This is a genomic window from Streptomyces sp. NPDC002835 (genome assembly GCF_053591995.1).
The window spans coordinates 65,979-91,708 of the sequence record NZ_JBSFUW010000023.1 but is presented as its reverse complement, the minus strand read 5'-3'; the positions used below and the strand labels follow the sequence as shown (position 1 = coordinate 91,708).

The 25,730-nt window shown below is 71.5% G+C and carries 27 protein-coding genes; 10 read left to right on the top strand and 17 right to left on the bottom strand.

Translation table 11 applies throughout. The features are described from left to right. Positions 1–7: 7 nt before the first annotated feature. From pstA to mshD, 10 genes are all read right to left on the bottom strand, one after another. Positions 8–1,081 carry a phosphate ABC transporter permease PstA gene (pstA, locus tag ACWD01_RS23730; protein WP_451164793.1) on the bottom strand — a complete coding sequence of 358 codons (1,074 nt, stop codon included), beginning with the start codon at positions 1,079–1,081 and terminating at the stop codon, positions 8–10. Then, a complete protein-coding gene (gene pstC / locus ACWD01_RS23725) occupies positions 1,078–2,073 on the bottom strand; it encodes a phosphate ABC transporter permease subunit PstC (RefSeq protein WP_451164792.1) in 996 nt (331 codons plus the stop codon). The genes pstA and pstC overlap by 4 nt, the downstream gene beginning before the upstream one ends. Positions 2,074–2,163: 90 nt before the next feature. Next, complete coding sequence (gene pstS / locus ACWD01_RS23720) at positions 2,164–3,294, bottom strand: phosphate ABC transporter substrate-binding protein PstS (RefSeq protein ID WP_451164791.1); 1,131 nt, start codon at positions 3,292–3,294, stop codon at positions 2,164–2,166. A gap of 254 nt (positions 3,295–3,548) precedes the next feature. Next, the gene (locus ACWD01_RS23715) at positions 3,549–3,968 is read right to left on the bottom strand and encodes an NUDIX hydrolase (RefSeq protein WP_451164790.1); all 420 of its coding nucleotides are present in this window, start codon (positions 3,966–3,968) and stop codon (positions 3,549–3,551) included. Beyond that, positions 3,965–5,176 (bottom strand): CHAD domain-containing protein, encoded by a 1,212-nt coding sequence (locus ACWD01_RS23710; protein WP_451164789.1) that lies wholly within the window; start codon positions 5,174–5,176, stop codon positions 3,965–3,967. The genes ACWD01_RS23715 and ACWD01_RS23710 overlap by 4 nt, the downstream gene beginning before the upstream one ends. Continuing rightward, complete coding sequence (locus ACWD01_RS23705) at positions 5,163–7,394, bottom strand: RNA degradosome polyphosphate kinase (RefSeq protein WP_451164788.1); 2,232 nt, start codon at positions 7,392–7,394, stop codon at positions 5,163–5,165. Before ACWD01_RS23705 ends, ACWD01_RS23710 begins: the two co-directional genes overlap by 14 nt. Positions 7,395–7,617: 223 nt before the next feature. Further along, positions 7,618–8,556 (bottom strand): ABC transporter permease, encoded by a 939-nt coding sequence (locus tag ACWD01_RS23700; RefSeq protein ID WP_451164787.1) that lies wholly within the window; start codon positions 8,554–8,556, stop codon positions 7,618–7,620. Continuing rightward, positions 8,553–9,449: an ABC transporter ATP-binding protein gene (locus ACWD01_RS23695; protein ID WP_451164786.1), complete on the bottom strand. Its 897-nt coding sequence runs from the start codon at positions 9,447–9,449 to the stop codon at positions 8,553–8,555. The genes ACWD01_RS23700 and ACWD01_RS23695 overlap by 4 nt, the downstream gene beginning before the upstream one ends. Continuing rightward, positions 9,446–9,844 carry a GntR family transcriptional regulator gene (locus ACWD01_RS23690; protein ID WP_451164785.1) on the bottom strand — a complete coding sequence of 133 codons (399 nt, stop codon included), beginning with the start codon at positions 9,842–9,844 and terminating at the stop codon, positions 9,446–9,448. The genes ACWD01_RS23695 and ACWD01_RS23690 overlap by 4 nt, the downstream gene beginning before the upstream one ends. A 97-nt stretch (positions 9,845–9,941) precedes the next feature. Beyond that, positions 9,942–10,865 carry a mycothiol synthase gene (gene mshD, locus ACWD01_RS23685; RefSeq protein WP_451164784.1) on the bottom strand — a complete coding sequence of 308 codons (924 nt, stop codon included), beginning with the start codon at positions 10,863–10,865 and terminating at the stop codon, positions 9,942–9,944. 254 nt (positions 10,866–11,119) lie between these two features. On the opposite strand from mshD, the gene ACWD01_RS23680 reads away from it, so the two are divergent. Both ACWD01_RS23680 and ACWD01_RS23675 read left to right on the top strand, forming a co-directional pair. Then, on the top strand, positions 11,120–12,934 hold the full coding sequence (locus ACWD01_RS23680) for a bifunctional metallophosphatase/5'-nucleotidase (RefSeq protein WP_451164783.1): 1,815 nt from the start codon (positions 11,120–11,122) through the stop codon (positions 12,932–12,934). Positions 12,935–13,101: 167 nt separating this feature from the next. After that, a complete protein-coding gene (locus ACWD01_RS23675; protein ID WP_451164782.1) occupies positions 13,102–13,974 on the top strand; it encodes a phosphatidylinositol-specific phospholipase C in 873 nt (290 codons plus the stop codon). A gap of 7 nt (positions 13,975–13,981) precedes the next feature. Here ACWD01_RS23675 and ACWD01_RS23670 read toward each other — a convergent pair whose 3' ends face one another. The 6 genes from ACWD01_RS23670 to ACWD01_RS23645 form a co-directional block, all read right to left on the bottom strand. Next, positions 13,982–14,428 carry a hypothetical protein gene (locus ACWD01_RS23670; protein ID WP_451164781.1) on the bottom strand — a complete coding sequence of 149 codons (447 nt, stop codon included), beginning with the start codon at positions 14,426–14,428 and terminating at the stop codon, positions 13,982–13,984. A 36-nt stretch (positions 14,429–14,464) separates the two neighbouring features. After that, positions 14,465–15,934 (bottom strand): sensor histidine kinase, encoded by a 1,470-nt coding sequence (locus tag ACWD01_RS23665; protein WP_451164780.1) that lies wholly within the window; start codon positions 15,932–15,934, stop codon positions 14,465–14,467. 4 nt (positions 15,935–15,938) lie between these two features. Beyond that, a complete protein-coding gene (locus ACWD01_RS23660; protein WP_451164779.1) occupies positions 15,939–16,661 on the bottom strand; it encodes a response regulator transcription factor in 723 nt (240 codons plus the stop codon). Positions 16,662–16,681: 20 nt separating this feature from the next. After that, complete coding sequence (locus ACWD01_RS23655) at positions 16,682–17,617, bottom strand: S1C family serine protease (RefSeq protein ID WP_451164778.1); 936 nt, start codon at positions 17,615–17,617, stop codon at positions 16,682–16,684. Positions 17,618–18,001: 384 nt separating this feature from the next. Next, the gene (locus tag ACWD01_RS23650; protein ID WP_451164777.1) at positions 18,002–19,033 is read right to left on the bottom strand and encodes a LacI family DNA-binding transcriptional regulator; all 1,032 of its coding nucleotides are present in this window, start codon (positions 19,031–19,033) and stop codon (positions 18,002–18,004) included. Between the two features lie 23 nt (positions 19,034–19,056). Then, positions 19,057–19,836, bottom strand: coding sequence for a winged helix-turn-helix transcriptional regulator (locus tag ACWD01_RS23645; RefSeq protein WP_451164776.1), 780 nt, complete (start codon positions 19,834–19,836; stop codon positions 19,057–19,059). Positions 19,837–20,077: 241 nt separating this feature from the next. On the opposite strand from ACWD01_RS23645, the gene ACWD01_RS23640 reads away from it, so the two are divergent. The 8 genes from ACWD01_RS23640 to ACWD01_RS23605 all read left to right on the top strand — a co-directional run bounded on the left by ACWD01_RS23640 (position 20,078) and on the right by ACWD01_RS23605 (position 25,234). After that, positions 20,078–20,908, top strand: a complete 831-nt coding sequence (locus tag ACWD01_RS23640) for an alpha/beta hydrolase (RefSeq protein WP_451164775.1) — start codon at positions 20,078–20,080, stop codon at positions 20,906–20,908. Between the two features lie 45 nt (positions 20,909–20,953). Continuing rightward, positions 20,954–21,208 (top strand): MoaD/ThiS family protein, encoded by a 255-nt coding sequence (locus ACWD01_RS23635; protein ID WP_451164774.1) that lies wholly within the window; start codon positions 20,954–20,956, stop codon positions 21,206–21,208. A gap of 10 nt (positions 21,209–21,218) precedes the next feature. Further along, complete coding sequence (locus ACWD01_RS23630; protein WP_451164773.1) at positions 21,219–22,442, top strand: hypothetical protein; 1,224 nt, start codon at positions 21,219–21,221, stop codon at positions 22,440–22,442. Positions 22,443–22,582: 140 nt separating this feature from the next. Continuing rightward, positions 22,583–23,275 (top strand): LmeA family phospholipid-binding protein, encoded by a 693-nt coding sequence (locus tag ACWD01_RS23625; RefSeq protein ID WP_451164772.1) that lies wholly within the window; start codon positions 22,583–22,585, stop codon positions 23,273–23,275. Between the two features lie 216 nt (positions 23,276–23,491). Then, entirely contained in the window at positions 23,492–23,575 is an 84-nt protein-coding gene (locus tag ACWD01_RS23620) for an Ms5788A family Cys-rich leader peptide (protein ID WP_353850233.1), read from the top strand. Between the two features lie 147 nt (positions 23,576–23,722). Beyond that, on the top strand, positions 23,723–24,562 hold the full coding sequence (locus tag ACWD01_RS23615; RefSeq protein WP_451164771.1) for a sulfurtransferase: 840 nt from the start codon (positions 23,723–23,725) through the stop codon (positions 24,560–24,562). A gap of 29 nt (positions 24,563–24,591) precedes the next feature. After that, positions 24,592–24,879: a DUF1416 domain-containing protein gene (locus tag ACWD01_RS23610; RefSeq protein WP_264244916.1), complete on the top strand. Its 288-nt coding sequence runs from the start codon at positions 24,592–24,594 to the stop codon at positions 24,877–24,879. A 37-nt stretch (positions 24,880–24,916) separates the two neighbouring features. Then, a complete protein-coding gene (locus tag ACWD01_RS23605; protein ID WP_451164770.1) occupies positions 24,917–25,234 on the top strand; it encodes a DUF3099 domain-containing protein in 318 nt (105 codons plus the stop codon). A gap of 44 nt (positions 25,235–25,278) precedes the next feature. On the opposite strand, the gene ACWD01_RS23600 is transcribed toward ACWD01_RS23605, so the two are convergent. Continuing rightward, positions 25,279–25,641 carry a DsrE family protein gene (locus ACWD01_RS23600; RefSeq protein WP_356898685.1) on the bottom strand — a complete coding sequence of 121 codons (363 nt, stop codon included), beginning with the start codon at positions 25,639–25,641 and terminating at the stop codon, positions 25,279–25,281. Positions 25,642–25,730 lie beyond the last annotated feature (89 nt).

Below are 25,730 nucleotides of genomic sequence, written 5' to 3'. Positions count from 1 at the left end.
GGTGGATCTACTTTCCGGTCTTCGGGGCCTTCCAGCGGGCGATGCCGCGGGCCACCAGGTTGAGGAGCATGACGAAGGCGATCAGAACCAGCGCGGCGCCCCAGGCGCGCGCGATCGAGGCGTCCGTGCCGACCGCGTACTGCTCGTACACGTAGAGCGGCAGGGAGGACTGGGCGCCTTCGAAGGGGTTCGGGTTGATCAGCCTCGTGCCGAAAACGAGGAGCAGTACCGGGGCGGTCTCACCGGTGACTCGCGCGACGGCGAGCATCACACCGGTGGTGATGCCACCGATCGCGGTGGGCAGGACCACCTTCAGGATGGTCCGCCACTTCGGTACGCCCAGGGCGAGGGAGGCCTCGCGCAGCTCGTTCGGGACCAGCTTCAGCATTTCCTCGGTGGAGCGGACGACCACCGGCATCATCAGGATGGCGAGGGCGAGTCCGCCGGCGAAGCCGGAGGGGCCGAAGCCCAGCATCAGGTTCCACGTGGCGAGGACGAACAGGCCCGCCACGATCGAGGGGATGCCGGTCATGACGTCGACGAAGAAGGTGACGGCCTTGGCGAGCTTGCCGCTTCCGTACTCGACCAGGTAGATCGCGGTGAGCAGGCCGATCGGGGCGGCGATCACCGCGGCGATCAGGACCTGCTCGACGGTGCCGAGCAGCGCGTGGTAGATGCCGCCGCCGGGCTGGGCGTCGAGGACGCCGTTCATGGAGTGGCCGAGGAAGTAGCCGTCGACGACTTCGAGGCCCTCGCCGATGGTGACCCACGTCAGCGAGAACAGCGGCACGATGGCCAGGACGAAGCTCACCCAGACGAGGCTGGTGGCGACACGGTCCTTGGCCTGGCGCGAGTTCTCGACCTTGGTGGTGATCACATAGGTGGCGAGGACGAAGACCAGGGCGGCGATCATGCCCCACTGGACGCGGCTGTGCCAGCCGGCGGCCAGGCCGATGCCGCAGCCCGCGGCGATCGAGCCGGCGGCGATGGCGGCCGGGGCCCAGCGCGGGAGGCGCGCGTGGGACAGGGAGCCGGTGCGCACGGCGGTCACCGCGGGCGCGTCCTTTACGAGCTGGCTCATGCGTTGGCCCCCGAGTACTCCTTGCGGCGAGCGATGATCAGGCGGGCAGCGCCGTTGACCAGCAGGGTGATCACGAACAGCACGAGGCCGGAGGCGATCAGTGCATCACGGCCGAACTTGTCCGCCTCGTTGAACTTGGCCGCGATGTTCTGCGCGAACGTGCCGCCGCCCGGGTCCAGCAGGTGCCCGGAGATGATGAAGCTGGGCGACAGGACGACGGCGACGGCCATCGTCTCGCCGAGGGCGCGGCCCAGGCCCAGCATGGAGGCGCTGATGATGCCGGAGCGGCCGAAGGGCAGCACCGACATGCGGATGACCTCCCAGCGGGTGGCGCCGAGCGCCAGGGCGGCCTCTTCGTGCATCTTCGGCACCTGGAGGAAGACCTCACGGGTGACGTTGGTGATGATCGGCAGGATCATGATCGCGAGCAGGATGCCCACGGTGAACAGGTTCCGGGCGGCGCCCTCACCCGACTTCTCGAAGATGTACGTCCAGCCGAGGTACTCGTCGAGCCAGCTGTTCAGGCCGTCGAGGTAGGGCACCAGGAAGAGGGCGCCCCAGAGGCCGTAGATGATGCTGGGCACGGCGGCGAGCAGGTCGACGACGTAGGCGAGCGGGGAGGCGAGCTTCCGCGGCGCGTAGTGCGAGATGAACAGCGCGATGCCGATGGCGACCGGCACGGCGATGATCATCGCGATGACGGAGCTGACGATCGTGCCGAAGGCGAGGACGGCGATGCCGAAGACCGGCGGGTCGCCGGCCGGGTTCCACTCCGAGGTGGTGAGGAAGTTGGCCTCGTCCTTCGAGATGGCGATCCCGGCGCGGTACGCGAGGAATCCCGCGATCGAGGCCATGATCACCAGAAGGGTGATGCCGGCTCCCCGGGACATGCCCAGGAATATGCGGTCACCGGGGCGCGGCTTGCCGCGCATGGAGCGCTCTGCGGCCTGCGCACTCGGCGGTGGGGGCGGTGTGGTGGTTGCTGTATCCATCGGGGTCTCCGGTCTGCGGAGCCGTGAGGCTCCAGGCGGCGGTGCACCGGATGCCGGGGCCGGTCCGTGCGGACCGGCCCCGGCCGGACATCAGGACAGGGTGGGGACGATCTCGCGGACCTTGGCCGCGATCTCGGCGGGCAGCGGCGCGTAGCCGGCGTCCGTGAGGACCTTCTGGCCCTCGTCGCTCGCGGTGTAGTTGAGGAACGCCTTCAGGGTCGGCAGGGTCTCCGCCTTGTTGCCCTTGTCGCAGGCGATCTCGTACGTCACGAGGATGATCGGGTAGGCGCCGTCGGCCTTGGTCTTGTAGTCGAGGGACAGCGCCAGGTCCTTGCCGGTGCCCTTGATCTTGGCGGCGGCGATGGCCTTGGAGGCGTTCTCGCTGGTCGCCTCGACCGGAGTGGCGGCGCCGGTGTCGAGCTTGACGGTGGAGATCGACTGCGAGGTCGCGTACGACAGCTCGAAGTAGCCGATGGAGCCCTGGGTCTGCTTCACCTGGGCGGCGACACCGGAGGAGCCGTTGGCGGCCTGGCCACCGGGGGCCAGCCACGACTTCGACTTCGGGTCGTGCTTCCAGTCGGCCGGGGCGGCCTCACTGAGGTACTTGTGCAGGTTCTGCGTCGTGCCCGACTCGTCCGAGCGGTGGAAGGCCTGGATGCTGGAGTCCGGCAGCTTCGCCTCGGGGTTGAGCTTGGCGATCGCCGGGTCGTTCCACTTCTTGATCTTCGAGTCGAAGATCTTCGCGATCGTGGTGGAGTCGAGGACGAGGTCGTCCACGCCCTCCAGGTTGTAGCCGATCGCGACGGGGCCGCCGACCATCGGCAGGTTGATGCCCTGGCCGCCCTTGCAGATCTTCTTGGACTCCTCGACCTCTTCCGGCTTCAGCGCGGAGTCGGAGCCGGCGAAGGTGACACGGCCCTGGGTGAACTGGGTGATGCCGCCGCCGGAGCCGATGGCCTGGTAGTTGACCTCGACGCCGGAGCACGCCGCCTGGAAGTTCTTGACCCAGAGGTCCATGGCGTTCTTCTGGGCGCTCGAGCCGGCCGCGAGGAGCTGGCCCTTCGCGTCGTCGCACTTGACGTTAGACGCGGCGTTGCTCTTCTCGCCCTCGGGGGTGGTCGTGTTGTCGTCCGAACCACACGCCGTGAGGACCAGGGCGCCGGAGATCGCGAGGGCGCCGAGCGCGGTGGCGCGAAGCCCGTTCTTGCGCTGAAGCTTCACTTTCTGGTGTTCCTTCCAGTTGCCGCCGTCGGTGGCGGCGTGCGTCGGGGTGGGGGACCGGCACCGTGCCGGTCACCGTCTAAGGCCGAAATTAGGCAGATGAGATGAAGCGGCCGACGGGGGAGGGTGAACAGAAGGTGAACCGTGACCGGCGACCCGGTGCTCCACGGGTCGTCGCCCGATTGGAGCTATGGTCCAGGGATTCAGGGAGGTGTCAATCGGGCATGGAGGGACATTCGGCACACTCCAGAGGGTCATGAGGTGTGCAGTGCCTGCAACAGCGCGTCGACCAGCTCGCGGTCACGGGGCTGGGTCAGCCGCTCGCGCGCCGCGGCCGGAGGCAGCCAGACGATGCGGTCGACCTCCTCGCCCGCGGCGAAGGAACCGGTCGTCGCCTCCGCGGCCCAGTAGGTGACGTGCTTGGGGCGGCCCTGCGCCCAGTACTCGGCGGTGGGCAGCCGGGCGCCGGGGACGCAGCGGTGGCCGGTTTCCTCCAGCACCTCGCGCAGCGCGGCGGCGAGCGTGTCCTCGCCGCGCTTCAGCTTGCCCTTGGGGTGGGACCAGTCGTCGTACTTCGGCCGGTGCACCAGGCAGATCTCGAGACCGCCGGGCCGTCGCGGGGAGCGGCGCCAGAGCACGCATCCCGCGGCGAACACGGTGTCCTCGCCGTTCATGGCGCGGTGACCGCCGCGGTGGCGTGGGCCGTGGCGTGGTGCCATTCCTGCTGGAAGGCGAACCGGGCCGCCTCGACCTCGTGCCGCTGGTCGGCGTGGAGGACGCCCAGCGCGTACGCCGTGGCCGGGGCGATACGCGGCGTACGGGCGGCCGACGCCGCCGCGGCGGCCGCCTCCGCGGCGTCGCGGTGCCGGTCCAGCAGGAGGCCCGCGTGGCACAGGGCGAGGTCCCCGCCCGGGCGCAGCACCTCCTGGGCGTAGCGGTGCAGCCGCAGCAGCCTGCGGACCTCGTGCCAGGGCGCGTCCTGCAGCTCACCGGGGGAGGCGGTGGCGAGGCCGCTGAACAGCGCCTCGGCGTTGTACGGGTGGGCCGCCCTGCTCAGCGGCAGTTCGGCGACCGCCGCCAGCAGCCGCCGCTCGGCGGCCCGGGCGGGCAGCGCGAGCGTTTCTGCGGCGGGTCCGGCGGCCGCGGGGCCGAGCGGGAGCTCGGAGGCGAGTAAGGCGACGGCGTCCGCGACCGCGTGGAAGCGGGAGGAGCCGAGCGCCTGGAGGGCGGCTGAGTGGGCGCGAGTCCGGGCCAGCGTGAGCTGGCGCTCCAGCAGCGCCCCGGCCCGCGCGGCGCCGACGGCCAGCGCGCCGCCGGCCTTTCCGCCGGCGCGTGCGGGGGCGGCGGCCGTGACGGGCGGGCCCGCGTCCACGGCGTCGCCCGGCCCGGCGGCCGTCAGGTCCGCGGCGTGGTTCCCGGCCGCACTCGCGGCGGAAGCGGCCGCCGCCGGGGAGCCCGGGCCGGCCGTGGAGCCCGTACCCGGCAGCGGAAGCGTCTCGCCGCGGGCGTGGGGAAGCGGTGATGTGCCCGAGAGGCGGGACAGGGCGTCCAGCAGGCGGGACAGGCGGGACATGCAGGCGTGTTCCTGGGCCAGCGTCGTCGACAGCCACACCAGCTCCGTGCGCAGGCCGTCCGCCCACGCCGGGTCCAGCAGCGGGCGGAAGGTGTGCAGCGTCCCGCCGATGCGGCGGGACGTGATCCGCAGCGCGCGGGCCGACTCCGCGACCACCGCCGTCTCCGCGCCGCTCTCGCCGTGCCGGCGCAGGCTCCGCAGGAAGTCGGCGGCCTGGGCGTGGAGGTAGTGGGCCACCGCCTCACCCGCCGTCCCCGCGAAAGTGCCGTCCGGGGTGGTGTCCGGCCGGGGAAGTTCAGGGCTGTGCACGCCGGCGCCTCCGGGCGTCTATGAGCATCTCCTGTACGTTCCGCAGCGGCTGGCCGTCGGAGTCCGCCGCATGCCTGGTCCACGCGCCGTCCGGGCCGAGGTGCCAGGAGGACGTGGTGTCGGACATGCCGGTCTCCAGCAGCCTGGTGAGAGCCGCGCGGTGGCCCGGGTCGGTGACCCGTACCAGTGCCTCGATCCGGCGATCGAGGTTCCTGTGCATCATGTCGGCACTGCCGAACCACACCTCGGGCTCGCCGCCGTTGCCGAAGGCGAAGACCCGGGAGTGCTCCAGGAAGCGGCCGAGGATCGAGCGGACGCGGACGTTCTCCGAGAGGCCGGCCACGCCGGGCCGTATCGCGCAGATGCCGCGGACCCAGATGTCGATCGGGACGCCCGCCATCGCCGCCCGGTAGCAGGCGTCGATGATCGCCTCGTCCACCATCGAGTTGACCTTGATGCGGACGTACGCGGGGCGGCCGGCCTTGTGGTGGACGATCTCCTTGTTTATCCGGGAGATCAGCCCGTCCCGCAGCGACTTGGGGGCGACCAGCAGCCGGCGGTACGTCTCGCGGCGCGAGTAGCCGGACAGCCGGTTGAACAGGTCCGAGAGGTCCGCGCCGACCTGCGGGTCCGCGGTGAGCAGCCCCAGGTCCTCGTAGAGCCGGGCGGTCTTCGGGTGGTAGTTGCCGGTGCCGACGTGCGAGTAGCGCCGCAGCGTCTCGCCCTCCTGGCGGACGACGAGCGACAGCTTGCAGTGCGTCTTCAGTCCGACGAGCCCGTAGACGACGTGGCAGCCGGACTCCTCCAGCTTGCGCGCCCACTTGATGTTGGCCTGCTCGTCGAAGCGGGCCTTGATCTCGACGAGGACGAGGACCTGCTTGCCCGACTCGGCGGCGTCGATCAGGGCGTCGACTATCGGGGAGTCGCCGGAGGTCCGGTACAGCGTCTGCTTGATCGCGAGGACGTCCGGGTCGGCCGCGGCCTGCTCCAGGAAGGCCTGGACGGACGTCGAGAACGAGTCGTACGGGTGGTGCAGCAGCACGTCCCGTTCGCGCAGCGCCATGAAGATGTCGGGCGCGGACGCGGACTCGACCTCGGAGAGGTCGCGGTGGGTGCCGGCGACGTACTTGGGGAACTTCAGCTCCGGCCGGTCCAGCGCCGAGATGCCGAACAGGCCGGTCAGGTCCAGCGGCCCGGGCAGCGGGTACACCTCGGCGTCGGACACCTTCAGCTCGCGGACGAGCAGGTCGAGCACGTACGGGTCGATCGACTCCTCGACCTCCAGGCGCACCGGCGGGCCGAAGCGGCGCCGCATGAGCTCCTTCTCCAGCGCCTTGAGGAGGTTCTCCGCGTCGTCCTCCTCGACCTCCAGGTCCTCGTTCCGGGTCACCCGGAACATGTGGTGGGCCAGCACCTCCATGCCGGGGAACAGCTCTTCGAGGTGCGCCGCGATGACGTCCTCCAGCGGTACGTACCGCTGGGGCGAGGCCTCCAGGAAACGGGAGAGCAGCGGCGGGACCTTGACCCGGGCGAAGTGGCGGTGACCGCTGACCGGGTTGCGCACGACGACCGCGAGGTTGAGCGAGAGCCCCGAGATGTACGGGAAGGGGTGCGCGGGGTCCACGGCCAGCGGGGTCAGGACCGGGAAGATCTGCTGGCGGAAGAGCGTGAAGAGGCGGGCCTGCTCCTTCTCGGTGAGGTCGGGCCAGCGGATGAGGTGGACGCCCTCGTCGGCCAGGGCCGGGGAGACGTCCTGCTGGAAGCAGGCGGCGTGCCGGGCCATGAGCTCGCGGGAGCGGGTCCAGATCAGGTCCAGCACCTCGCGGGGCTGCAGACCGGATGCCGAGCGGGTGGCGACGCCGGTCGCGATCCGGCGCTTCAGTCCGGCGACGCGGACCATGAAGAACTCGTCCAGGTTGGACGCGAAGATCGCGAGGAAGTTGGCCCGCTCGAGCAGCGGCGTGGCCGGGTCCTCCGCGAGTTCGAGGACCCGCTCGTTGAACGCGAGCCAGCTGCGCTCACGGTCCAGGAACCGCCCCTGGGGCAGCTCGGAGCCGTACGCGGAATCGGGGTCCTCCTCGTAGGAGTCGAGATCCGAGTCGAGATCGGGTTCGAGATCGGAGACCGTGGCGGCGACGGCGTGCGGCCGGTGCGCGGCTATGGACGCGACGGACGGCTGGGGGTGCTGGACCGGGACCTCGGCGGGCTGCTGGCTCATGGCCCCATTGTTCCGCGCGTGCGGCGTCACCGGCGCGTCGGAAAGGGCCGGGGCGAGACGTTTTCTGCCGTTGGGCGAGGCTGGCACAGCAGGCTGCATTGAGTGAGGGTCGCAAGGGTGTCTGAATACCCGGTAACAGGGACATGACGTGAGGGAAAGCGTGGAGAGGCCCCCGGAAGACGTCCCGGGGGCCTTTCCTGCATTTCCCGGCGGTTCGGGCCGGTCAGGCGTGGCGGCGGCGGAAGATCCGGAACGACGCGTAGGCCACCGCGCCGGCGAGGGCGAGGACGATGCCGCTCTCGACGAGCTGGAGCGGCCAGAGGTGCGAGTCGGGATGGTAGTCCCAGTAGCGGCCGGCCACGTCGTGCCGGGCGAGGCATGTCTCGTACTCTTCGGCCGGCCCGGAGCACGTATCGCCGGGGAGACGCTCCCCGGCGGAGGTCAGCAGGCCCTGGTCGGTCACGTATCTGTCCCACCAGCCCTCGTGCCGCAGGCCCCGCTGCTCGACGGTGACGGGCGGCCACAGACTGCCCGACAACCAGGTCATGACCACCATGACCGCCCCGGTCACCAGGCCCGCGGTGGACATCGCGGCCATGGTGCGGCGCATCAGCAGGCCGACGAGAGCGCCGACGGCGACCGCGAGCAGGCAGTGGGCGATCAGTGTCGGCCCGAGGACGAGGAACACCTGCCGCTCGTGCCAGCTCAGCCGGTAGTCGCTCTCCGTCGGGCCCCACAGGACCCGGAAGAGCACGAGGACGCCTGCGCAGGCGAGGGCCACGGCCGCCGCGGGCACCGCGGTCTTCGCTGCGAACCACCGGGCGGGCGCCACCGACTGCGACCAGACCAGTTTGTACGTTCCGCTCTCCAGCTCCCGGGCGATCACCGGCCCCGCGACGACGGCCGCGACGAGCAGCGGCAGCAGCGGGGCGGCCCTCGCGAAGAAGTCGGCGACGGCGGCGAGCCCGCCGTGGAAGGCGGACCGCGAGGAGAGGCCGCTGCCGCCGTACGCCGTGGCCTCGTACGCGACCCGCAGCCCGCCTGTCAGGAGCGTCGCGACGATCAGCAGTACGGCCATGGTGGTCAGGATCCGGCGGTGCTGCCGGACGACGACCCAGGTGACTCCGCGCAGCCGCGGACGGGCGGTGGCCGGCGCGCTCACGCCGCCACCTCCGTCGCGGGGTCCGCGCTCGGCGTGAGCAGGGCCGGGGCGTCGGGGCTGCGCAGATGGGCCATGAGCAGTTCCTCCAGGGACGGCTGCGCGGTCCGCCAGCCGTCGCCGACCGCGCCGGACCCCCGTACCAGCGCGGTCAGCTGACGGCCCGTCGTGCGTGACTCGACGACCGTGCGATCGGGCTGGTCGCCGGCCGGTCCGGTGAGCAGGGTGTGGGCCAGGAGCAGGTCCTCCGTCTCGCCGGCGAGGCGGACGCGGCCGCCGTCGACGAGGAGCAGGTAGTCGCAGGTGGTCTCCAGCTCGGACAGGATGTGCGAGGAGATGACGATGGTGGTGCCGTGGTCGGCGGCCTGTGTCATCAGCGCGGCCATCAGCCGGTGCCGTGCGAGGGGATCGAGGTCGGCCATCGGTTCGTCCAGCAGCATCAGTTCGGGTCGCTTGCCGAGCGCGAGGGCGAGGGCGACGCGGGTGCGCTGGCCGCCGGAGAGGCTTCGGACTCGCGCGTCCTCGTCGAGGCCGCCGCCCTCCGCGACGATGCTTTCTGCGAGGGCCGCGTCCCAGCGGCCGGGGTTGAGCTCCGCGCCGAGCCGCAGCGTCTCGGAGACCGTCAACTGCGGGTAGAGCGGCTTGTCCTGGGCGACGTACGCGATCCGTGCGCGTACGTCGGAGGGCGCGCCGCCGAGGACGCGCAGCGTGCCGTCGGTGGGCCGGAGCAGGCCCGCCGCGAGGGCGAGCAGCGTCGATTTGCCGGCGCCGTTGGGCCCTGCGAGGGCGCAGACGCGCCCGGCCGGGACCCGGAACGAGCAGTCGTGCAGGGCCCGGCGGCCCCGTCTCCCGTAGTCTCGGCCGAGGCCCCTGGCCTCCATCGCGGTCGCGGTCATGCGCCGTCCCCCTTGGTGTGATCCTGTGGGCGCTCCTCCAGCACGGAGGTGAGGAGCGCGGTGATGTCGTCCCGCTCCAGGCCGGCTTCGCGGGCCCGGGCCACCCAGTCGGCGAGTTCGGCCCGCAGCGGGGTGTCGGCGGCCTGGCCGCCGAGGGTGCCGGTCACGAAGGTGCCGAGCCCGCGGCGGGCCTCGACGAGGCCCGCGCGTTCCAGCTCGCGGTACGCCTTGAGCACCGTGTTCGGGTTGATGGCGGTGGCCTCGACGACCTCGCGGGCCGTCGGCAGCCGGTCGCCCGGCTCCAGCAGACCGAGCCGCAGAGCCTGTTCGGTCTGCTGCACGATCTGGAGGTATGTGGCGACTCCGCTGCGCCGGTCGATCCGGAACTCGACCATGCCGCTGCACCACCCTTTCACTAGTTGACTAGTGGAAGCATGATCCAAGAGAGGGGCGGTGTCAACGGACACCGCCCCTTTCGTGTCTGCCAGGGCCTCAGGACTCCGTGCGGTACATCAGGTCCACCTCGTGCGTCACGAACCCCATCTGCTCGTACACGCGCAGCGCCGCCAGGTTGTCGGCGTCCACGTAGAGCATGGCGGTGGGCAGTCCCTGTGCCGCGAGATGGCGCAGGCCCGTCGCGGTGAGGGCCTTGCCGAGGCCGCCGCCCTGGGCGTCGGGCCGGATGCCGACGACGTACACCTCGCCGAGCTGCTCCTCCGCGTGCACCTTCGTCCAGTGGAACCCGATGATCTCCCCGTCCCGCTCGGCCAGGAAGAAGCCCTTCGGGTCGAACCACGGCTCGGACTTGCGGTCGTCCAGGTCCCGCTGGGTCAGGGAGCCCTGCTCGGGGTGGTGGGCGAAGGCGGCGGCGTTCACCGCGAGCCAGGCGGCGTCGTCCTGCCCGGGGACGAAGGTGCGCACGGTGACGCCGGGCGGGTAGACCGGCTCGGCGACGCCCTGCGGGGTCAAGGGGCGGCGCAGCTGCCGCAGTTCGCGGAAGAGGGTCAGCCCGAGGACCTGGGCCATGTGCCGGGCGGCCGACTTGCCGCCGTGCGCCCACATCCGCAGCCGCTTGCCGGAGGCGTCCAGGACCGTCGTGCCCAGCGCCCGCCCGTGTCCGCGTCCGCGGTGGCCCGGGTGCACGACGAGTTCGGCGGCCGGGGCCTCGACGGGGTCGGTGTCCTCGAGCTGGGCGTAGCCGACGAGCTGGTCGCCGACGGTGAGGAGGAAGTGCCGTACGCCCTCGCGCGGCCCGCCGCGCAGCTGGAGCCGCCCCTGCTCGGAGACGGCCTGCATCCCGTCGGACCGTGCGGCCTCCGCGAGCACGTCCAGCACGGCGTCGGCCTGCTCGGTGGTGAGTTCGTCGAGGGACTGGATCTGCCGGCCGGGCTCCGGAATCACTGCGTCGATCGTCATGCTTCGAGGGTACGGCGGAGCCGCCGCCGCTCACCGGTTTCTCCGGGTACGCGGTCACATCGTCGTCGGCGGCGATGGGCGTTTATGTGACGGTATGGCCGTCGTGTGGGTGAAGGGTGGCAAATCACCCGTTGGCGGAAGACGGCAACCAGGTCGTAACCCGTATCCCCCTGTCGCGCTACGCGCGTTGACTCTAGGCTGCCGCTCGCGGGGGCTCCCCGCCCTCACCCACGCCGGAACTGACAAGGGGACAGATGTCAGCGACACCTCCCAACCACCGCGCGCCCCGACGGGGCCACCGGGTTCTCGCGGCCGCCGCCGGGCTCGCGACCCTCGGCGCGCTCGTCGCCGCCCTGCCGGCCGGTGCGGCCGGCGGTGACCGCGCCGGGCACGGACACGGCCGCACCGTCGATGTGCAGCTGCTCTCCTTCAACGACCTGCACGGCAACCTGGAGCCGCCGGCCGGTTCGGCCGGCAACGTCTCCGAGATCCAGCCCGACGGCACGGTCAAGTCGGTCCCGGCCGGCGGCGTCGAGTACCTGGCGACCTCGCTGCGCGAGGCACGCAAGGGCAGCCCGTACTCCGTCACGGCCGCGGCCGGCGACATGGTGGGCGCGAGCCCGCTGCTGTCCGGGCTCTTCCACGACGAGCCGACGATCGAGGCGCTGAACAAGCTCGACCTCGACGTGGCGGGCGTGGGCAACCACGAGTTCGACGAGGGCGCGGTCGAGCTGGCCCGTCTGCAGAACGGCGGCTGCCACCCGGAGGACGGCTGCTACGAGGAGGGCAAGGAGTTCGAGGGCGCGGACTTCCCCTACCTGGCGGCCAACGTCACCAAGGAGTCGACGGGCAGGCCGATCCTGAAGCCGTACACCGTCTGGAAGAAGAACGGCGTCAAGATCGGCTTCATCGGTGTGACCCTCGAGGGCACCGCCAACATCGTCAGCGCCAATGGCATCAAGGGCCTCGCCTTCCACGACGAGGTCGAGACGATCAACAAGTACGCCCGTGAGCTCGACCGCCAGGGCGTGAAGTCGATCGTCGCGCTCATCCACGAGGGCGGTTCGCCGGCGTCGTCGGCGTACAACTACGACTGCGACTCGCCGGGCGCGGGCGACGGCATCTCCGGCCCGATCGCGGAGATCGCCAAGAACGTCACGCCGCGGGTCGACGCGCTGGTCACCGGCCACACCCACCAGGCGTACGTGTGCACCATCCCGGACCCGTCCGGCAAGCCGCGCATGGTCACCTCGGCCTCCTCGTTCGGCAAGCTCTACACGGACACCACGCTCACCTACGACCGCCGCACCAAGGACATCGTGCGTACGTCGGTGCAGTCGGCCAACCACGTCGTCCGCCGGGACCAGCCCAAGGCGCAGGACATGACCGACCTGATCGCGCGCTGGAACGAGCTGGCCGAGCCGATCGCGAACCGTCCGCAGGGCTTCATCGCCGCGGACATCAACGGCCGCGGCGCCACCACCCCGGAGAAGCCGCTCGGCGACCTGATCGCGGACGCCCAGCTCGCGGGCCTCGCCCCGGCCGACAAGGGCGGCGCGCAGCTCGCGCTGATGAACCCGGGCGGCATCCGCTCGGACCTGGTCTACCAGGCGTCGGGCAGCGAGGGCGACGGTGTGGTGACGTACGGCGAGGCCTACACGGTCCAGCCGTTCACCAACATGATGAACGTCGTCGACCTGACCGGTGCTCAGCTGATCACCACGCTCCAGCAGCAGGTCAGCGGCGTGAACGAGGCGTCGCCGAAGATCCTTCAGGTGTCCGAGGGCTTCACCTACACCCTGGACCTGACGAAGACCGGCGCGGACCGGATCGTCGTGGACTCGGTGAAGCTCAACGGCGAGGCGATCGACCCGTCGAAGAGCTACCGCGTCGCGATGAACGAGTTCCTCGCGGGCGGCGGTGACGGCTTCCCGGTCCTGAAGGAGCACACCAACAAGCTGGTGGGCGCTTCCGACCTGGACGTCTTCAACGCCTACCTGGCGGCCAACTCCTCGGCAGAGGCGCCGATCGCGCCGCCGAAGGCCGACCGGATCACGGTCGTGCAGTAGGACGTCGGGCAGTAGCACGGGCGGGGCGGTGGGCCGAACGGCCTGCCGCCCCGTCGGCGTTCCCGTCCGCGTTTCCGGGGGCGGTTCTCGGCCGGTCCAGACCTTTGGGGAGCGTTCGGCGTCCGGGCTCTGGCGGTGGTTGTCGTGCTCGCGTCATACTCCCCGCCATGGACCGACGGAGATTCCTCGCGGGCGCTGCGGCCCTGTCCGCCACCGCCCTCATCGGCGCCCCCCACGCCGCCGCCGCACCGCGCCGCGTCCTGTCCGCACAGGACTGGATGGCCGGCGCGGCCGACTCGACCCCCCTGCAACGGCTGACGATCCCCGGCACCCACGACTCGGGCGCCCGCTTCGGCGGGCTGTGGAGCGAGTGTCAGAACACCACCATCGCTGAGCAGCTCGACAGCGGCATCCGCTTCCTCGACATCCGGTGCCGGGTCACCGGCGGCTCGTTCGCCATCCACCACGGGCCGTCGTACCAGAACATGATGTTCGGCGACGTCCTCGTCGCCTGTTGGAACTTCCTCGCCGCGCACCCGTCGGAGACGGTGCTGATGCGCGTCAAGCAGGAGTACTCGCAGGACGGCGACGCCACCTTCCGCGCGATCTTCGACGACTACCTCGACGCCCGCGGCTGGCGCCCGCTCTTTTGGATCGGCCCCGGCATCCCTGCGCTGGGCGAGGCGCGCGGACGGGTGGTGCTCCTCGGCGACAACGGCGGCCTGCCGGGCGTCCGTTACGGGGACGGCGCGCTGTTCGACATCCAGGACGACTGGAACGCGCCGCCCTGGGACAAGTACCCGAAGGTCGAGGCCCATTTCCGCAGGGCGGTGCAGCAGCCGGGCAAGCTGTTCGTCAACTACGTGAGTACGTCCGCGTATCTGCCGCCGCGCTGGAACTCCGACGATCTCAACCCGCGCGTCCACGCGTTCCTCGACGGCCCGGAGGCGCGCGGCTGGCGCGGCCTCGGCATCGTCGCGACGGACTTCCCGAACACCCGGGCCGGGCTGGTCGATTCACTCATCCGGCACAACGGCTGAGGGAGGGTCAGAGGTCGGCACAGATGCCGCGGGCCTTGGCCAGGTCCTTCTTCACATCGGCGTCGACCTCGAAGACCTGACGATGACGGTGGTGCGCCCGGGTGACGGCCTCCTTGAGCGGCTCGTACGAGGAGTCGCCCAGGGCGGCGGCCGTGGCCAGGTCGAAGGCGCCCGCGAAGCGGTACATCGCCTGCTCGCCCTCCTTGCCCTTCGTCGCCAGCTTCGACTCGTCGAAGCCGGCCAGCGCGTCGCAGGCGCCCCGGGCGTCGTCGGCGGCGCTGCCCCCGCCCGACGTGCCGCCGGTCAGCGCCCAGGCCGCACCCACGCCCGCACCCCCGACCAGCAGTCCGACGAGCAGAGCGGTGACCAGCGGGCCTCTGCTGCGGGCCGGCGCGACGGGCGGCGCGGGCGGAGGCGGCGGGACGGGACTCTGGTACGGCTGCTGAGGCTGCATGTACACGACCGTAGCGGGCGGGCCGGGCGGTGCGCCTCAGGGGGCTCCGTCAAGGACGGGCCCGTCGGGGAGGGACGGTGGCGGGCTCGACGCGCCCGGCAGCCGGATCGCGACCCGGGTGCCGCCGCCCTCCGCGGGCGTCAGCACGGCCTCGCCGCCGGCCTCCCGTACCGTACGGGCCACGATCGACAGCCCGAGCCCCGAACCGGGCAGCGCCCGGGCGGACGGCGAGCGCCAGAACCGCTCGAAGACATGCGGCAGTTCCTCCGGCGGGATGCCCGGCCCGTGGTCCCGCACCCACAGCTCGCCCGCCCGCAGGCCCACCTCGACCTCGCCGCCGGGCGGCGAGAACTTCACCGCGTTGTCCAGGACGTTCACCAGCGCCCGCTCCAGCGCGGCGTGGTCGGCCCGGACGTACCACGGCTCCAGCGCGGCCGTGAAGGTCAGTTCGGGCCCGCGCAGCCGTGCGCGGTCCAGAGCCGTCCGCGCGATCTCGTGCAGCGCCACGACCTGCACCCGGCCGCTCGCTCCCACGTCCGGCCGGGACAGCTCCTGCAGATCCCCGATGAGCGCGGCCAGTTCGGTCATCTGCGCCTTGACCGAGTCCAGCAGCGCCCGCCGGTCGTCCGCCGGGATCGCCCGGCCGGTCTCCTCGCTGCGGGCGAGCAGCTCGATGTTCGTACGCAACGACGTCAGCGGCGTGCGCAGCTCGTGGCCTGCGTCCGCGATCAGCTGCTTCTGCAGATCGCGCGACGAGGCGAGCGCGGCGGTCATCGCGTTGAACGACCGGGACAGCCGGGCGATCTCGTCCTCCCCGTCGACGGGGATGCGTACGCTCAGGTCCTCGGTGCGGGCGACGTGCTCGACGGCGCCGGTCAGTCGGTCGACGGGCCGCAGACCGGTGCGGGCCACGGCCAGCCCCGCCACCCCCGCGCCCACCACGCCGACGCCCGACACGGCGAGCAGCAGCAGGGCCAGGTCGTTCAGGGTGCGTTCGGTGTCGGCGAGCGGTACGCCGATCATCAGGGCGGTGTCCCGGACGACCGCGTTTCCCGTGTCCACGGACGCGGCGACGGTCAGCACGCGCACGGGCCGCCCGTCGGTGTCCGTGCCGTCGCGGTAGCTCAGGATCTCCGGATCCGCCTGCCGGGCGACCTGCTGGTCGCTCTCCTCGACCTGGACCGTTCCGACGGAGTCCACGGGGAAGACGCACGGCCGGTCGTCGGCGGTCCGCACGAGCTGGAAGTAGTAGTCGCGCGGCGGGGCGAACTGGTCCTGCGGGGCGGCCGCCTGCGGGCAGCTCTGGAGCGTGGCCGCGACGGCCACGGCCCGCAGGTCCAGGGTCTCACTCCTGGTGAGCAGCTTGTCGTCGACGGCGTCGTACAGCTTGTCGTGCACGACGAACCAGCACACCGTCGAGACGGCCGCGACCGCGATCGTCACCGCCGTCGCCACCAGCAGCGCCAGCCGGGTCCGCAGGGGCAGCGCGTGGAACCTGTTCGTCACGAGGTCACTCCGGGCCGGTGCGCAGCGCGTACCCCACGCCGCGCACCGTGTGGACCAGACGCGGCTCGCCGGCCGCCTCCGTCTTGCGCCGCAGATACATGACGTACACGTCCAGGGAGTTGGAGCTCGGCTCGAAGTCGAAACCCCAGACGGACTTGAGGATCTGCTCCCGCGTGAGCACCTGGCGCGGGTGCGCGAGGAAGAGCTCCAGCAGCGTGAACTCGGTACGGGTCAGTTCCACCCTGCGCGTACCGCGGGTGACCTCGCGGGTCGCGAGGTCCATCCGCAGGTCGGCGAAGGCCAGCACATGGTCCTCCGCGGTCTCCGCGCCGGCCGCCGCGGCCGCGTAGGAGCTGCGCCGCAGCAGGGCGCGGATACGGGCGAACAGCTCGTCCAGTTCGAACGGCTTGACCAGGTAGTCGTCGGCGCCGGCGTCGAGACCGGTGACCCGGTCGCCGACGGTGTCGCGGGCCGTGAGCATCAGGATCGGCACGGTCGATCCCCCGGCCCGCATCCGGCGGGCCGCGGTCAGCCCGTCCATCCTGGGCATCTGGATGTCGAGCACGATCAGGTCGGGCGCGTACGCCTCCGCCCGGGCGAGCGCGTCGACGCCGTCGACGGCGACCTGGGTGTCGTACCCCTCGAACGCAAGGGAGCGCCGCAGCGCCTCGCGCACGGCGGGCTCGTCGTCGACGATCAGGATGCGCTCGCGCTCGCCTTCAGTCATGGGCCAAGCCTCGCACGCGCTCAGGTACCGGCGGCGTTGCTGCCGCTGTCGCCGGCACGGAGGCTGTCCAGGTCCGCCTTGACGGTGTTCACCGGGATGGCGAAGCCGAGACCGACACTGCCGGCGGTGGAGCCGGTGGCGGCGCTCGGGGAGTACATGGCGGAGTTGATGCCGATGATCTCCCCGTTCATGTTGATCAGGGCGCCGCCGGAGTTTCCCGGGTTGAGCGAGGCGTCGGTCTGGATCGCCTTGTACGTGGTCGTCGACTCGCCGGTGTCCCCGTTGAACTCCTGCCCGCCGAACTCGAAGGGCCAGCCCTGGCGCGGGTCCTGCTGCCGCTCCTCGTCCCTGGCCACGGTGACGTCCCGGTCGAGGGCGGAGACGATCCCGCTGGTCACCGTGCCGGTGAGTCCCTCGGGCGAACCGATCGCGACGACCTCGTCACCGACCTTGACCTTGCCCGAGTCGCCGAGCGTGGCGGCCTTCAGCCCGGACGCGTTCCGCAGCTTGATCAGGGCGAGGTCCTTGGCGGGGTCCGTGCCGAGGACGTCCGCCTCGTACGTCTTGCCGTCGCTGAGCCGGACCTTGACGGCCGAGGCGCCGGAGATGACGTGGTTGTTGGTGACGATCTCACCGTCCGCCGTGATGATCACGCCGGAGCCGGTGGACCGGCCGGCGTTCGAGGCGGCGCTGATCTCGACGATGCTCGGCGAGACGGCCTGCGCGACGCCGGCGACGGTGCCCTTGCTGCTCTGCGACACGTTGGTGCCGGTCGCGACGGGGCTGTGGCCGCTGCTGCCGGTCTCGCCGACGAGCCCACCGACCAGCGCGGACGCGCCACCGCCGACGGCCGCGGAGACGATCGCGACGGCGGCGATGAGAGCGACGGGGCGCTTGGCCCTGGCGCGGTGGGGGGTGGGCGGGTAGTGGGGCGGGGGCGGGTAGTGGGTGCTCATGGGACGACTGTCGGGGGCGTGGATGAGAACGGTCTGAGGGGGTGCTGAGAAGTCCGGCAGAACCGTGTATGTCCGATGTAAGCGGTGCGGGTAGGTGCCGCCTGCGGCGGGTGTGTTCCCCTACCCGCCCCTTCCCGCTGTACCGGATGTGCGGCTCCGCCGCGTGGGGGGCAAGCCCCGACGAGACCGGCCACACCCAGCCCCGTCGGCGTTTGAGGCGCGGGTCCGGGCAGAGCCCGGTTACGGGAAGGTGGGGGTCCCCCCGCGGCCGCCAGGCCGCAGGAGGAGGGTAGGGGAACAGCCCCGCGCAGCGGTCCCCCGGCCCGCAGCCCGGACGTACCCGAGCCGGGCTGGGCCCGGGCCCCCGCGCGGCCCGCGCCGCCGCTACGGCTGCGTGCCGCAGCCGCAGGAGCGGCGGATGACCAGGCCCGACGGGAAGAGCTTCACGCGTTCGCGACGCGAGCCCGCGACCCGGAGCCCGTCGTCCAGGACGAGGTCGACCGCCGCGCGCGCCATCGCCGGCCGGTCGGAGGAGATCGTCGTCAGCGGCGGATCCGTCAGCGCCGCTTCCTTGACGTCGTCGAAGCCGGCCACCGCCAGCTCCCCCGGCACGTCTATCCGCAGCTCCCGCGCCGCCCGCAGCACACCGAACGCCTGGTCGTCGGTCGAACAGAAGATCGCCGGCGGCCGGTCCGGACCGGCCAGCAGCTTCAGCGCGAGCTGGTACGCGTCGTACCGGTTGTACGGGGCCTGGAAGAGCCGGCCCTCGACCGACCGGCCGGACTCGAGCATCGCCCGCCGCCAGCCCTCGACGTGGTCGGCCACCGGGTCGCCGACCGACGGCGTGGACTCGACGCCGCCGAGGCAGGCGACGTACGCGTGGCCGTGCTCCAGCAGATGGCGGGTGGCGAGCTGCGCGCCGCCGATGTCGTCCGTCACGACCGCGACGTCGTCGATCGCCTCGGGCCGCTCGTGCAACAGCACGATCCGCGCGTCCCACGCCTCGATCTCAGCCGCGGCCCGCTCGCTCATGCCCTGGCTGATCAGGATCAGTCCGGAGACCCGCATGCCGAGGAAGGCCCGCAGATAGTGGACCTCGCGCTCGTCGCGGTAGTCGGAGTTGCCGACGAGGACCATTTTCCCGCGCTCGGCCGCGGCCTGTTCGACCGCGTGCGCCATCTCCGCGAAGAACGGCTGCCGGGCGTCGGGCACGATCATGCCTATGAGGTCGGTGCGCCGGGACGCCATCGCCTGGGCGACCCGGTCGGGCCGGTACCCCAGCTCTTTGATCGCGGCGAGTACCCGCTCGCGCGTGGCCGGGGCGACCGGCCGGGGTCCGTTGTTGATGACGTAGCTGACGACCGCGGTCGAAGTCCCCGCCAGTCTTGCCACATCGTCCCGCGTCACCTTGGCCACGCGCGAAGTCTACGCGTGGTGACCTACCTCTGGGCAGGGCGTACGGCCGCTTCCTCCACCTCGTGGCCGTCCTCCGTACGGGCTACGGTCTCCGCCGCCTTCGCCTTGGCCTCTTCGGCCGCACGTTCGACCTTTTCCGGGGCGACGAAGCGGTAGCCGACGTTCCGGACGGTACCGATCAGCGACTCGTGCTCCGGGCCGAGTTTGGCGCGCAGCCGTCGCACATGGACGTCGACCGTGCGCGTGCCGCCGAAGTAGTCGTAGCCCCAGACCTCCTGGAGCAGCTGCGCCCGGGTGAAGACCCGGCCGGGGTGCTGCGCGAGGTATTTGAGCAGCTCGAATTCCTTGAAGGTCAGGTCCAGGACCCGGCCCTTGAGTTTCGCGCTGTACGTCGCCTCGTCGACCGACAGGTCGCCGTTGCGGATCTCCATCGGGGAGTCGTCGGAGGTGATCTGCCGGCGGCCCGTCGCGAGGCGCAGCCGCGCCTCGACCTCGGCGGGTCCCGCCGTGTCGAGCAGCACGTCGTCGATGCCCCAGTCCGCGGTGACGGCCGCGAGGCCGCCCTCCGTGACGACGAGGATCAGCGGGCTGCCGAGCCCGGTGGACCGCAGCAGCTGGCACAGGGATCGCACCTGCGGCAGATCGCGGCGGCCGTCGACGAGGATCACGTCGGCCCCGGGGGTGTCCACGAGGGCGGGCCCCTCGGCGGGGGCCACCCGTACGTTGTGCAGGAGCAGTCCGAGGGCGGGGAGCACCTCCGTCGACGGCTGGAGTGCGTTCGTGAGGAGCAGCAGAGAGCTCATCGCGTCTCACCTGCCCTGTTCGTCCTGCGTTCGGTGGATCGGCCTGGCTCGTCGGATCGCTCGTCCATGACGTCGGTTCCTCCTCGGTCCCTGCGAGGACGTGCACTGCTTCGTACGGCGGCTCTCTCGTGCCCGAGAGCCTTTGTGAGGCTTTGTTCACCAGCCTGTAACAACGGCCGGGAAACACAAAAGGACCCGGGGGCTGCATTGCCCGGATCCTCTGCCCAGCAGAATAACCCACATGAGTTCCGTGGGAGAGGGCCGTTTTCACACTGTGGACGTATCAAGGATCACTTCCAGACCTCGGCGCGCAACTCTGACGACATCGGACGGGGTCCGGATCGAGGCGTTCCACGAGCCGTCGACGGCCGGTCCGACGGACACCGCGATCGTCGTCGCGCACGGTTTCACCGGCTCCGTGGACCGCCCCGCAGTGCGCCGCGCCGCACGGACCTTCAGGCGGTACGCGGGGGTCGTGACCTTCTCGTTCCGTGGACACGGCCGTTCCGGTGGGCGGTCGACCGTGGGCGACCGGGAGGTGCTGGACCTGGCGGCGGCCGTCGAGTGGGCGCGGTCCCTCGGGCACCGGCGGGTGGTGACGGTCGGCTTCTCCATGGGTGGCTCGGTCGCGCTGCGGCACGCGGCGCTCTACGGCTCACAGAAGCACGAGGGGCGCACTGAGGCGCGTACGGACGCGGTCGCCGCGGTGAGCGCCCCCGCCCGCTGGTACTACCGCGGTACGGCGCCGATGCGGCGCCTCCACTGGGTGGTCACCCGGCCTACGGGCCGGTTCGTCGGGCGGTACGGGTTCCGTACGCGTATCCACCGCCGGGACTGGGACCCCGTCCCCCTCTCCCCGGTGGAGTCCGTGCCGCTGATCGCGCCGGCGCCGCTGCTGATCGTGCACGGCGACTGCGATCCGTACTTCCCGCTCGACCACCCGCGGATGCTGGCCGCCGCGGCCGGCGAGGGGGCGGCCGAGCTGTGGCTGGAGCCGGGCATGGGGCATGCAGAGAACGCGGCGGGCGAGGAGTTGCTGACCCGCCTGGGGGACTGGCTCACCGCCGGATAGCCCATCATGGTGAGCGGCGCGCACACGAACGAGAGGAGTGCCGCTATGGCAGCGGGAACCATCCGCTATTGGGCCGCGGCCAAGGCGGCGGCCGGTGTCGCGGAGGAGCCGTACGCGGCGGCGACGCTCGCGGAGGCGCTCGACGCGGTCCGCGAGCGGCATCCGGGGGAGCTGACGCGCGTACTGCAGCGGTGTTCGTTCCTCGTCGACGGTGACCCTGTCGGCACCCGGAGTCATGAGACCGTACGGCTTGCCGAGGGCGGCACGGTCGAGGTGCTTCCGCCGTTCGCAGGAGGGTGAACAGCACAGCATGAGCAGCGATCAGCAGTATCCGTACGGGCAGTCGCCGTACCCGCCGCCCCACGAGGACCCGTACGGGCAGCAGCCGCTGCACCCCGCCGACGAGGCGCCGCAGACGTGGCAGGGCGAGACCTGGGACACCCAGTACCAGCCGACTGTGGTGCGACCGGAGCACCCGGCGCAGGGCGCGACCGGTACGGCGTACGGGCAGGCCGCGTTCGGTGCCGACCCGGCGTACGGGCAGCCCGCGGCCGACCCCGCGTACGGGCACGGCGTGCCCGCCGCGTACGGCACCGCACAGCCCGCCGCACAGCACGTGCCCTCCGGTCCCGCCGTCGAGGAGACCGCGTATCTGCGGCCCGTCACGGCGGGGCGGCCGCTGCCCCCGGAGGCTCCCGCACCGGCGGGAGGCGTCGGCGGACCGGCGCCCGTGCCCGCCGACGGCTACAGCCCGCCCACGGTCGGTGGCAACGCCCGGATCACCGACGCGCAGCGCGCCCGTGCCGAGGGGCGCTCGCCGATCATCCCGCCGGGCATGCAGCCCGCCGGGCTGACCGCCGCGCTGGCGCTGCTGCTCGCCGGCGGCGCGGCCCTCGGGCCGTACGCGCTGCTGGTGCCGCTGGTGCTGCTCCAGGCCGTCACGGCGGCGGGCTGGTTCCGCCTCAACGGCATGTGGCCGGCCCGCCAGGGCATCGCCCTCGCCTTCCTCGGCGGTCTCGCCGCCGACGCGGCGCTGCTCGCCTCGGGCGACGGGAACGCCCCCACCGCGATCATCGGCGCGCTCGGTGTGTGGGTGCTGCTCACGCTCGTCCTCCAGCTCCGCAGCCGGGCGGCGGCCGACGAGAGGATGCAGGGGCTGATGGCGACCGTCGCCTCCGCGGCCTTCGCCATCCTCGCGACCGGCCATCTCGCCGCCGCGGACGACGCGGTGGTCGTCGGTGCGATCGCCGTCGCCATGGCCACCCTCGCCCGTGCGCTGCCGCTGGGCGGCGCCGTCTCCGTCGTGCTGTCCCTGCTGGCCGCGGCCGGTGCGGGCGTCGCGGCCGGCGCGCTCACCGGCATGGGCGCCGACGGCGCCCTGCTGGGCTTCGCCGCCGGTGGATGCGCGCTGATCGGTCTGCGCGTCGCGAGCTACGACTACCCCTCGCGCTTCGTCCACATGACCGCGGGCGTGGCACTTCCGCTGACGGCGGCGGCTCCCGCGGTGTATCTGATCGGCCGCGCACTCGCGTAGCGGCGGGCGCATGACCGGCTGCCCGGCGGGCAGGTACGGAACCATCCGCGTCCGCCGGACGTCGATCAATGCGCAGGTGTCGTCCGGACTGATTCAGGCGACGGACGTCCGTGGCCAGACAGGTGGGGGACACCGAACACATGCGTGCACTGCGAATACTGATCGTCATCGCCGTCGTTCTCGGTGGTCTCTTCGTCGTGGCCGACCGGATCGCGGTCAATGTGGCCGAGTCCCAGGCCGCGGACCGGATCAAGGTCCAGGAGGGGACGGCCGACTCGACGGACGTGTCCGTCAAGGGCTTCCCGTTCCTGACGCAGGCGCTTGCCAAGGAGTTCGACGAGGTCGAGATCAAGCTCACCGGTATCGAGACCAGGGCGGCGGGCCGGCCGGTGCGGATCGAGGAGATGACCGCGGACCTGTTCGATGTCCGGGTGGACGAGGGGTACTCGACCGCGACCGCCGCGCGGGCCGAGGGCACCGCCCGGATCACCTACCAGGACCTGACGAAGGCCGCCGACGACGATGTCACCGTCGCCTACGGCGGGAACGGCAAGGTGAAGGTGACCGGTTCGGTCACGCTGCCGCTTGTCGGGAAGATCACCCGCAGTGTCGTGTCGACCGTGAGCATCGTGGACGGGAACACGATCAGGGTGCGCGCCGACAAGGTGCCGGGCGAGGGGATCCCCGGACTCGAGGGCGAGATCCGCAAGAAGACGGACTTCGACCGGAGGCTGGGCGGGCTGCCGGCGGGCCTGACCCTGGAGAAGGTCGAGGCCACGCCCGAGGGCGTCGTCATCACGGTCGCCGGCAAGGACGTCTCCCTGGCGGGCTAGAGCCGCCGCGACGAGCGCCGCGGAGCCCCGTAGCGCGGCCTCCGGCCGCATGGTGAGACGACTTGGTCCGCTGGGCAGAAGCCGGCGTGACGCAGGCCGCTCCCGGCGCTCGCCCGGAGGCCGCGCGCCCCCTTGCGTATCGGAATGTGGACGATCGCGTCTCAACATACGACACACCGGTGACACGGTGCCCGACTCGTCCCTACGATCGGTCCCATGAAGCAGCGACAGGCGGATCTCACGAAGCGGCGGGCAGTAGACCTGTGCCGCGTCGCCGCCATGCTCTGTCGCCCCGTCTGAGCGGGAGCACTGCCCCGTATCCCAGGCCCTTCGACCTCGTCGGGGCCGCCCCGTGCTGATCGACGCCGTTCCGCGTACCCGCACACCTCTTGCGCACAACCCCTCGCGCATCACCACCGCCGCACACTGCCCCGGAGGAGAACCATCATGAGCCGCAGCGACGTCCTTGTAGACGCCGACTGGGTCGAGGCCCACATCGACGACCCGAAGGTCGTCATCGTCGAGGTCGACGAGGACACCTCGGCGTACGACAAGAACCACATCACGAACGCGATCCGGATCGACTGGACCAAGGACCTCCAGGACCCGGTCCGCCGTGACTTCATCGACCAGGAGGGCTTCGAGAAGCTCCTGTCGGCCAAGGGCATCGCGAACGACTCGACCGTCGTCCTCTACGGCGGCAACAACAACTGGTTCGCCTCCTACGCCTTCTGGTACTTCAAGCTCTACGGCCACGGCGACGTCCGTCTCCTCGACGGCGGCCGCAAGAAGTGGGAGCTCGACTCGCGCGACCTGGTCGCCGAGGTGCCGGTCCGCGAGGCGACCGACTACAAGGCCAAGCCGCAGGACGCCTCCATCCGCGCCTTCCGTGACGACGTCGTCGCCGCGATCGGCACCCAGAACCTGGTCGACGTGCGTTCGCCCGACGAGTTCAGCGGCAAGCTGCTCGCCCCGGCGCACCTCCCGCAGGAGCAGTCGCAGCGCCCGGGCCACGTGCCGAGCGCCCGCAACATCCCGTGGTCCAAGAACGCCAACGACGACGGCACCTTCAAGTCGGACGAGGAGCTCAAGGCCCTCTACGAGGCCGAGCAGGTCGACCTGTCGAAGGACACCATCGCGTACTGCCGCATCGGTGAGCGCTCCGCGCTGACCTGGTTCGTCCTGCACGAGCTGCTCGGCCAGGAGAACGTCAAGAACTACGACGGCTCGTGGACCGAGTACGGCTCCCTCGTCGGCGTGCCGATCGAGCTCGGCGCCAACAAGTAACCCGCCAGACCTTCCTCTAGGAGAACAGCATGTGTGGAGCGCAGGCCGGCGGCCCCGACGCCTCGACGATCAAGCCCGGTGAGACCACGATCCAGGGCCAGGTGACCCGCGACGGCGAGCCGGTGACGGGCTACGTCCGTCTGCTGGACTCGACCGGCGAGTTCACCGCGGAGGTCCCGACCTCCGCGACGGGACAGTTCCGCTTCTACGCGGCCGAGGGCACGTGGACCGTGCGCGCCCTCGTTCCCGGCGGGACGGCGGACCGTACCGTCGTCGCGCAGACGGGCGGCCTCGCCGAGGTCGCGATCGCCGTCTGAGTCCGTTGACCGGCCGAAGGGCCGCACCTCCTGGGGGTTGGACGCTTACCGGGAACGAGGTGCGGTCCTTCGGTCGTACGCTGAGGACATGTACGCGCGACGGCGGCGCAACTACTTCCTGCTGATGGGCGGATGCCTCGTCCTGTTCGTGTCCGCCTGGTCCGTCGTGCGGCTCTGGTCCGTGCCGGCCGCCGTCGCCATGTGCCTCGTCGCCATGGTCATCCCGCCGGTCGCCGCCGTGGTCGCCAACCGGCGCGGCCCCGAGGACCGCTGGTGGGACGACCCCACCGGAGATCCGAAGTCCGACGAGTGGTGGGACGAGCTCGACGGCAAGCGCCGCCGGCCGGGCCCGTAGCCGGCCGGGCCGGCAGCCGTCGTCGCGTCAGCAGCCTGCCCTTGTCAGTAGACGAGGGCCTGCACGCCCTCCGGCATGATCTCGCTGACGAAGACCTGCGCGCCCGCGATCCGTACGCCGTCGAGGACATCCTTCTCCGAGATGTCCCGGCGCGCCGCGCACTGGGTGCACAGGGTGATGAGTCCGCTCGCCCGGATCGACTCGATGAGGTCCGGCAGCGGTGCGGCGTGCGGCAGTTCGAACTCGGCCGCGCGTCCGGGCAGCGCGAACCACGCGGACTCCCCGGTCAGCCACAGCGAGACCTCCACGCCGCTGGCCGCGGCCACGGCCGCAACCGTGAAGGCCTGGGAGCAGCGCTCGGGTGCGTCGGCACCGGCGGTCACCTTGATCACGAGCTTGTTCGCCATATGCCGAACTGTAATGCGCGGCGTTACAACCATGGTCATCCGCACGCGGTCTGCACTGAGGCGCGGATACGGAATCCGTGCCTCAGGTC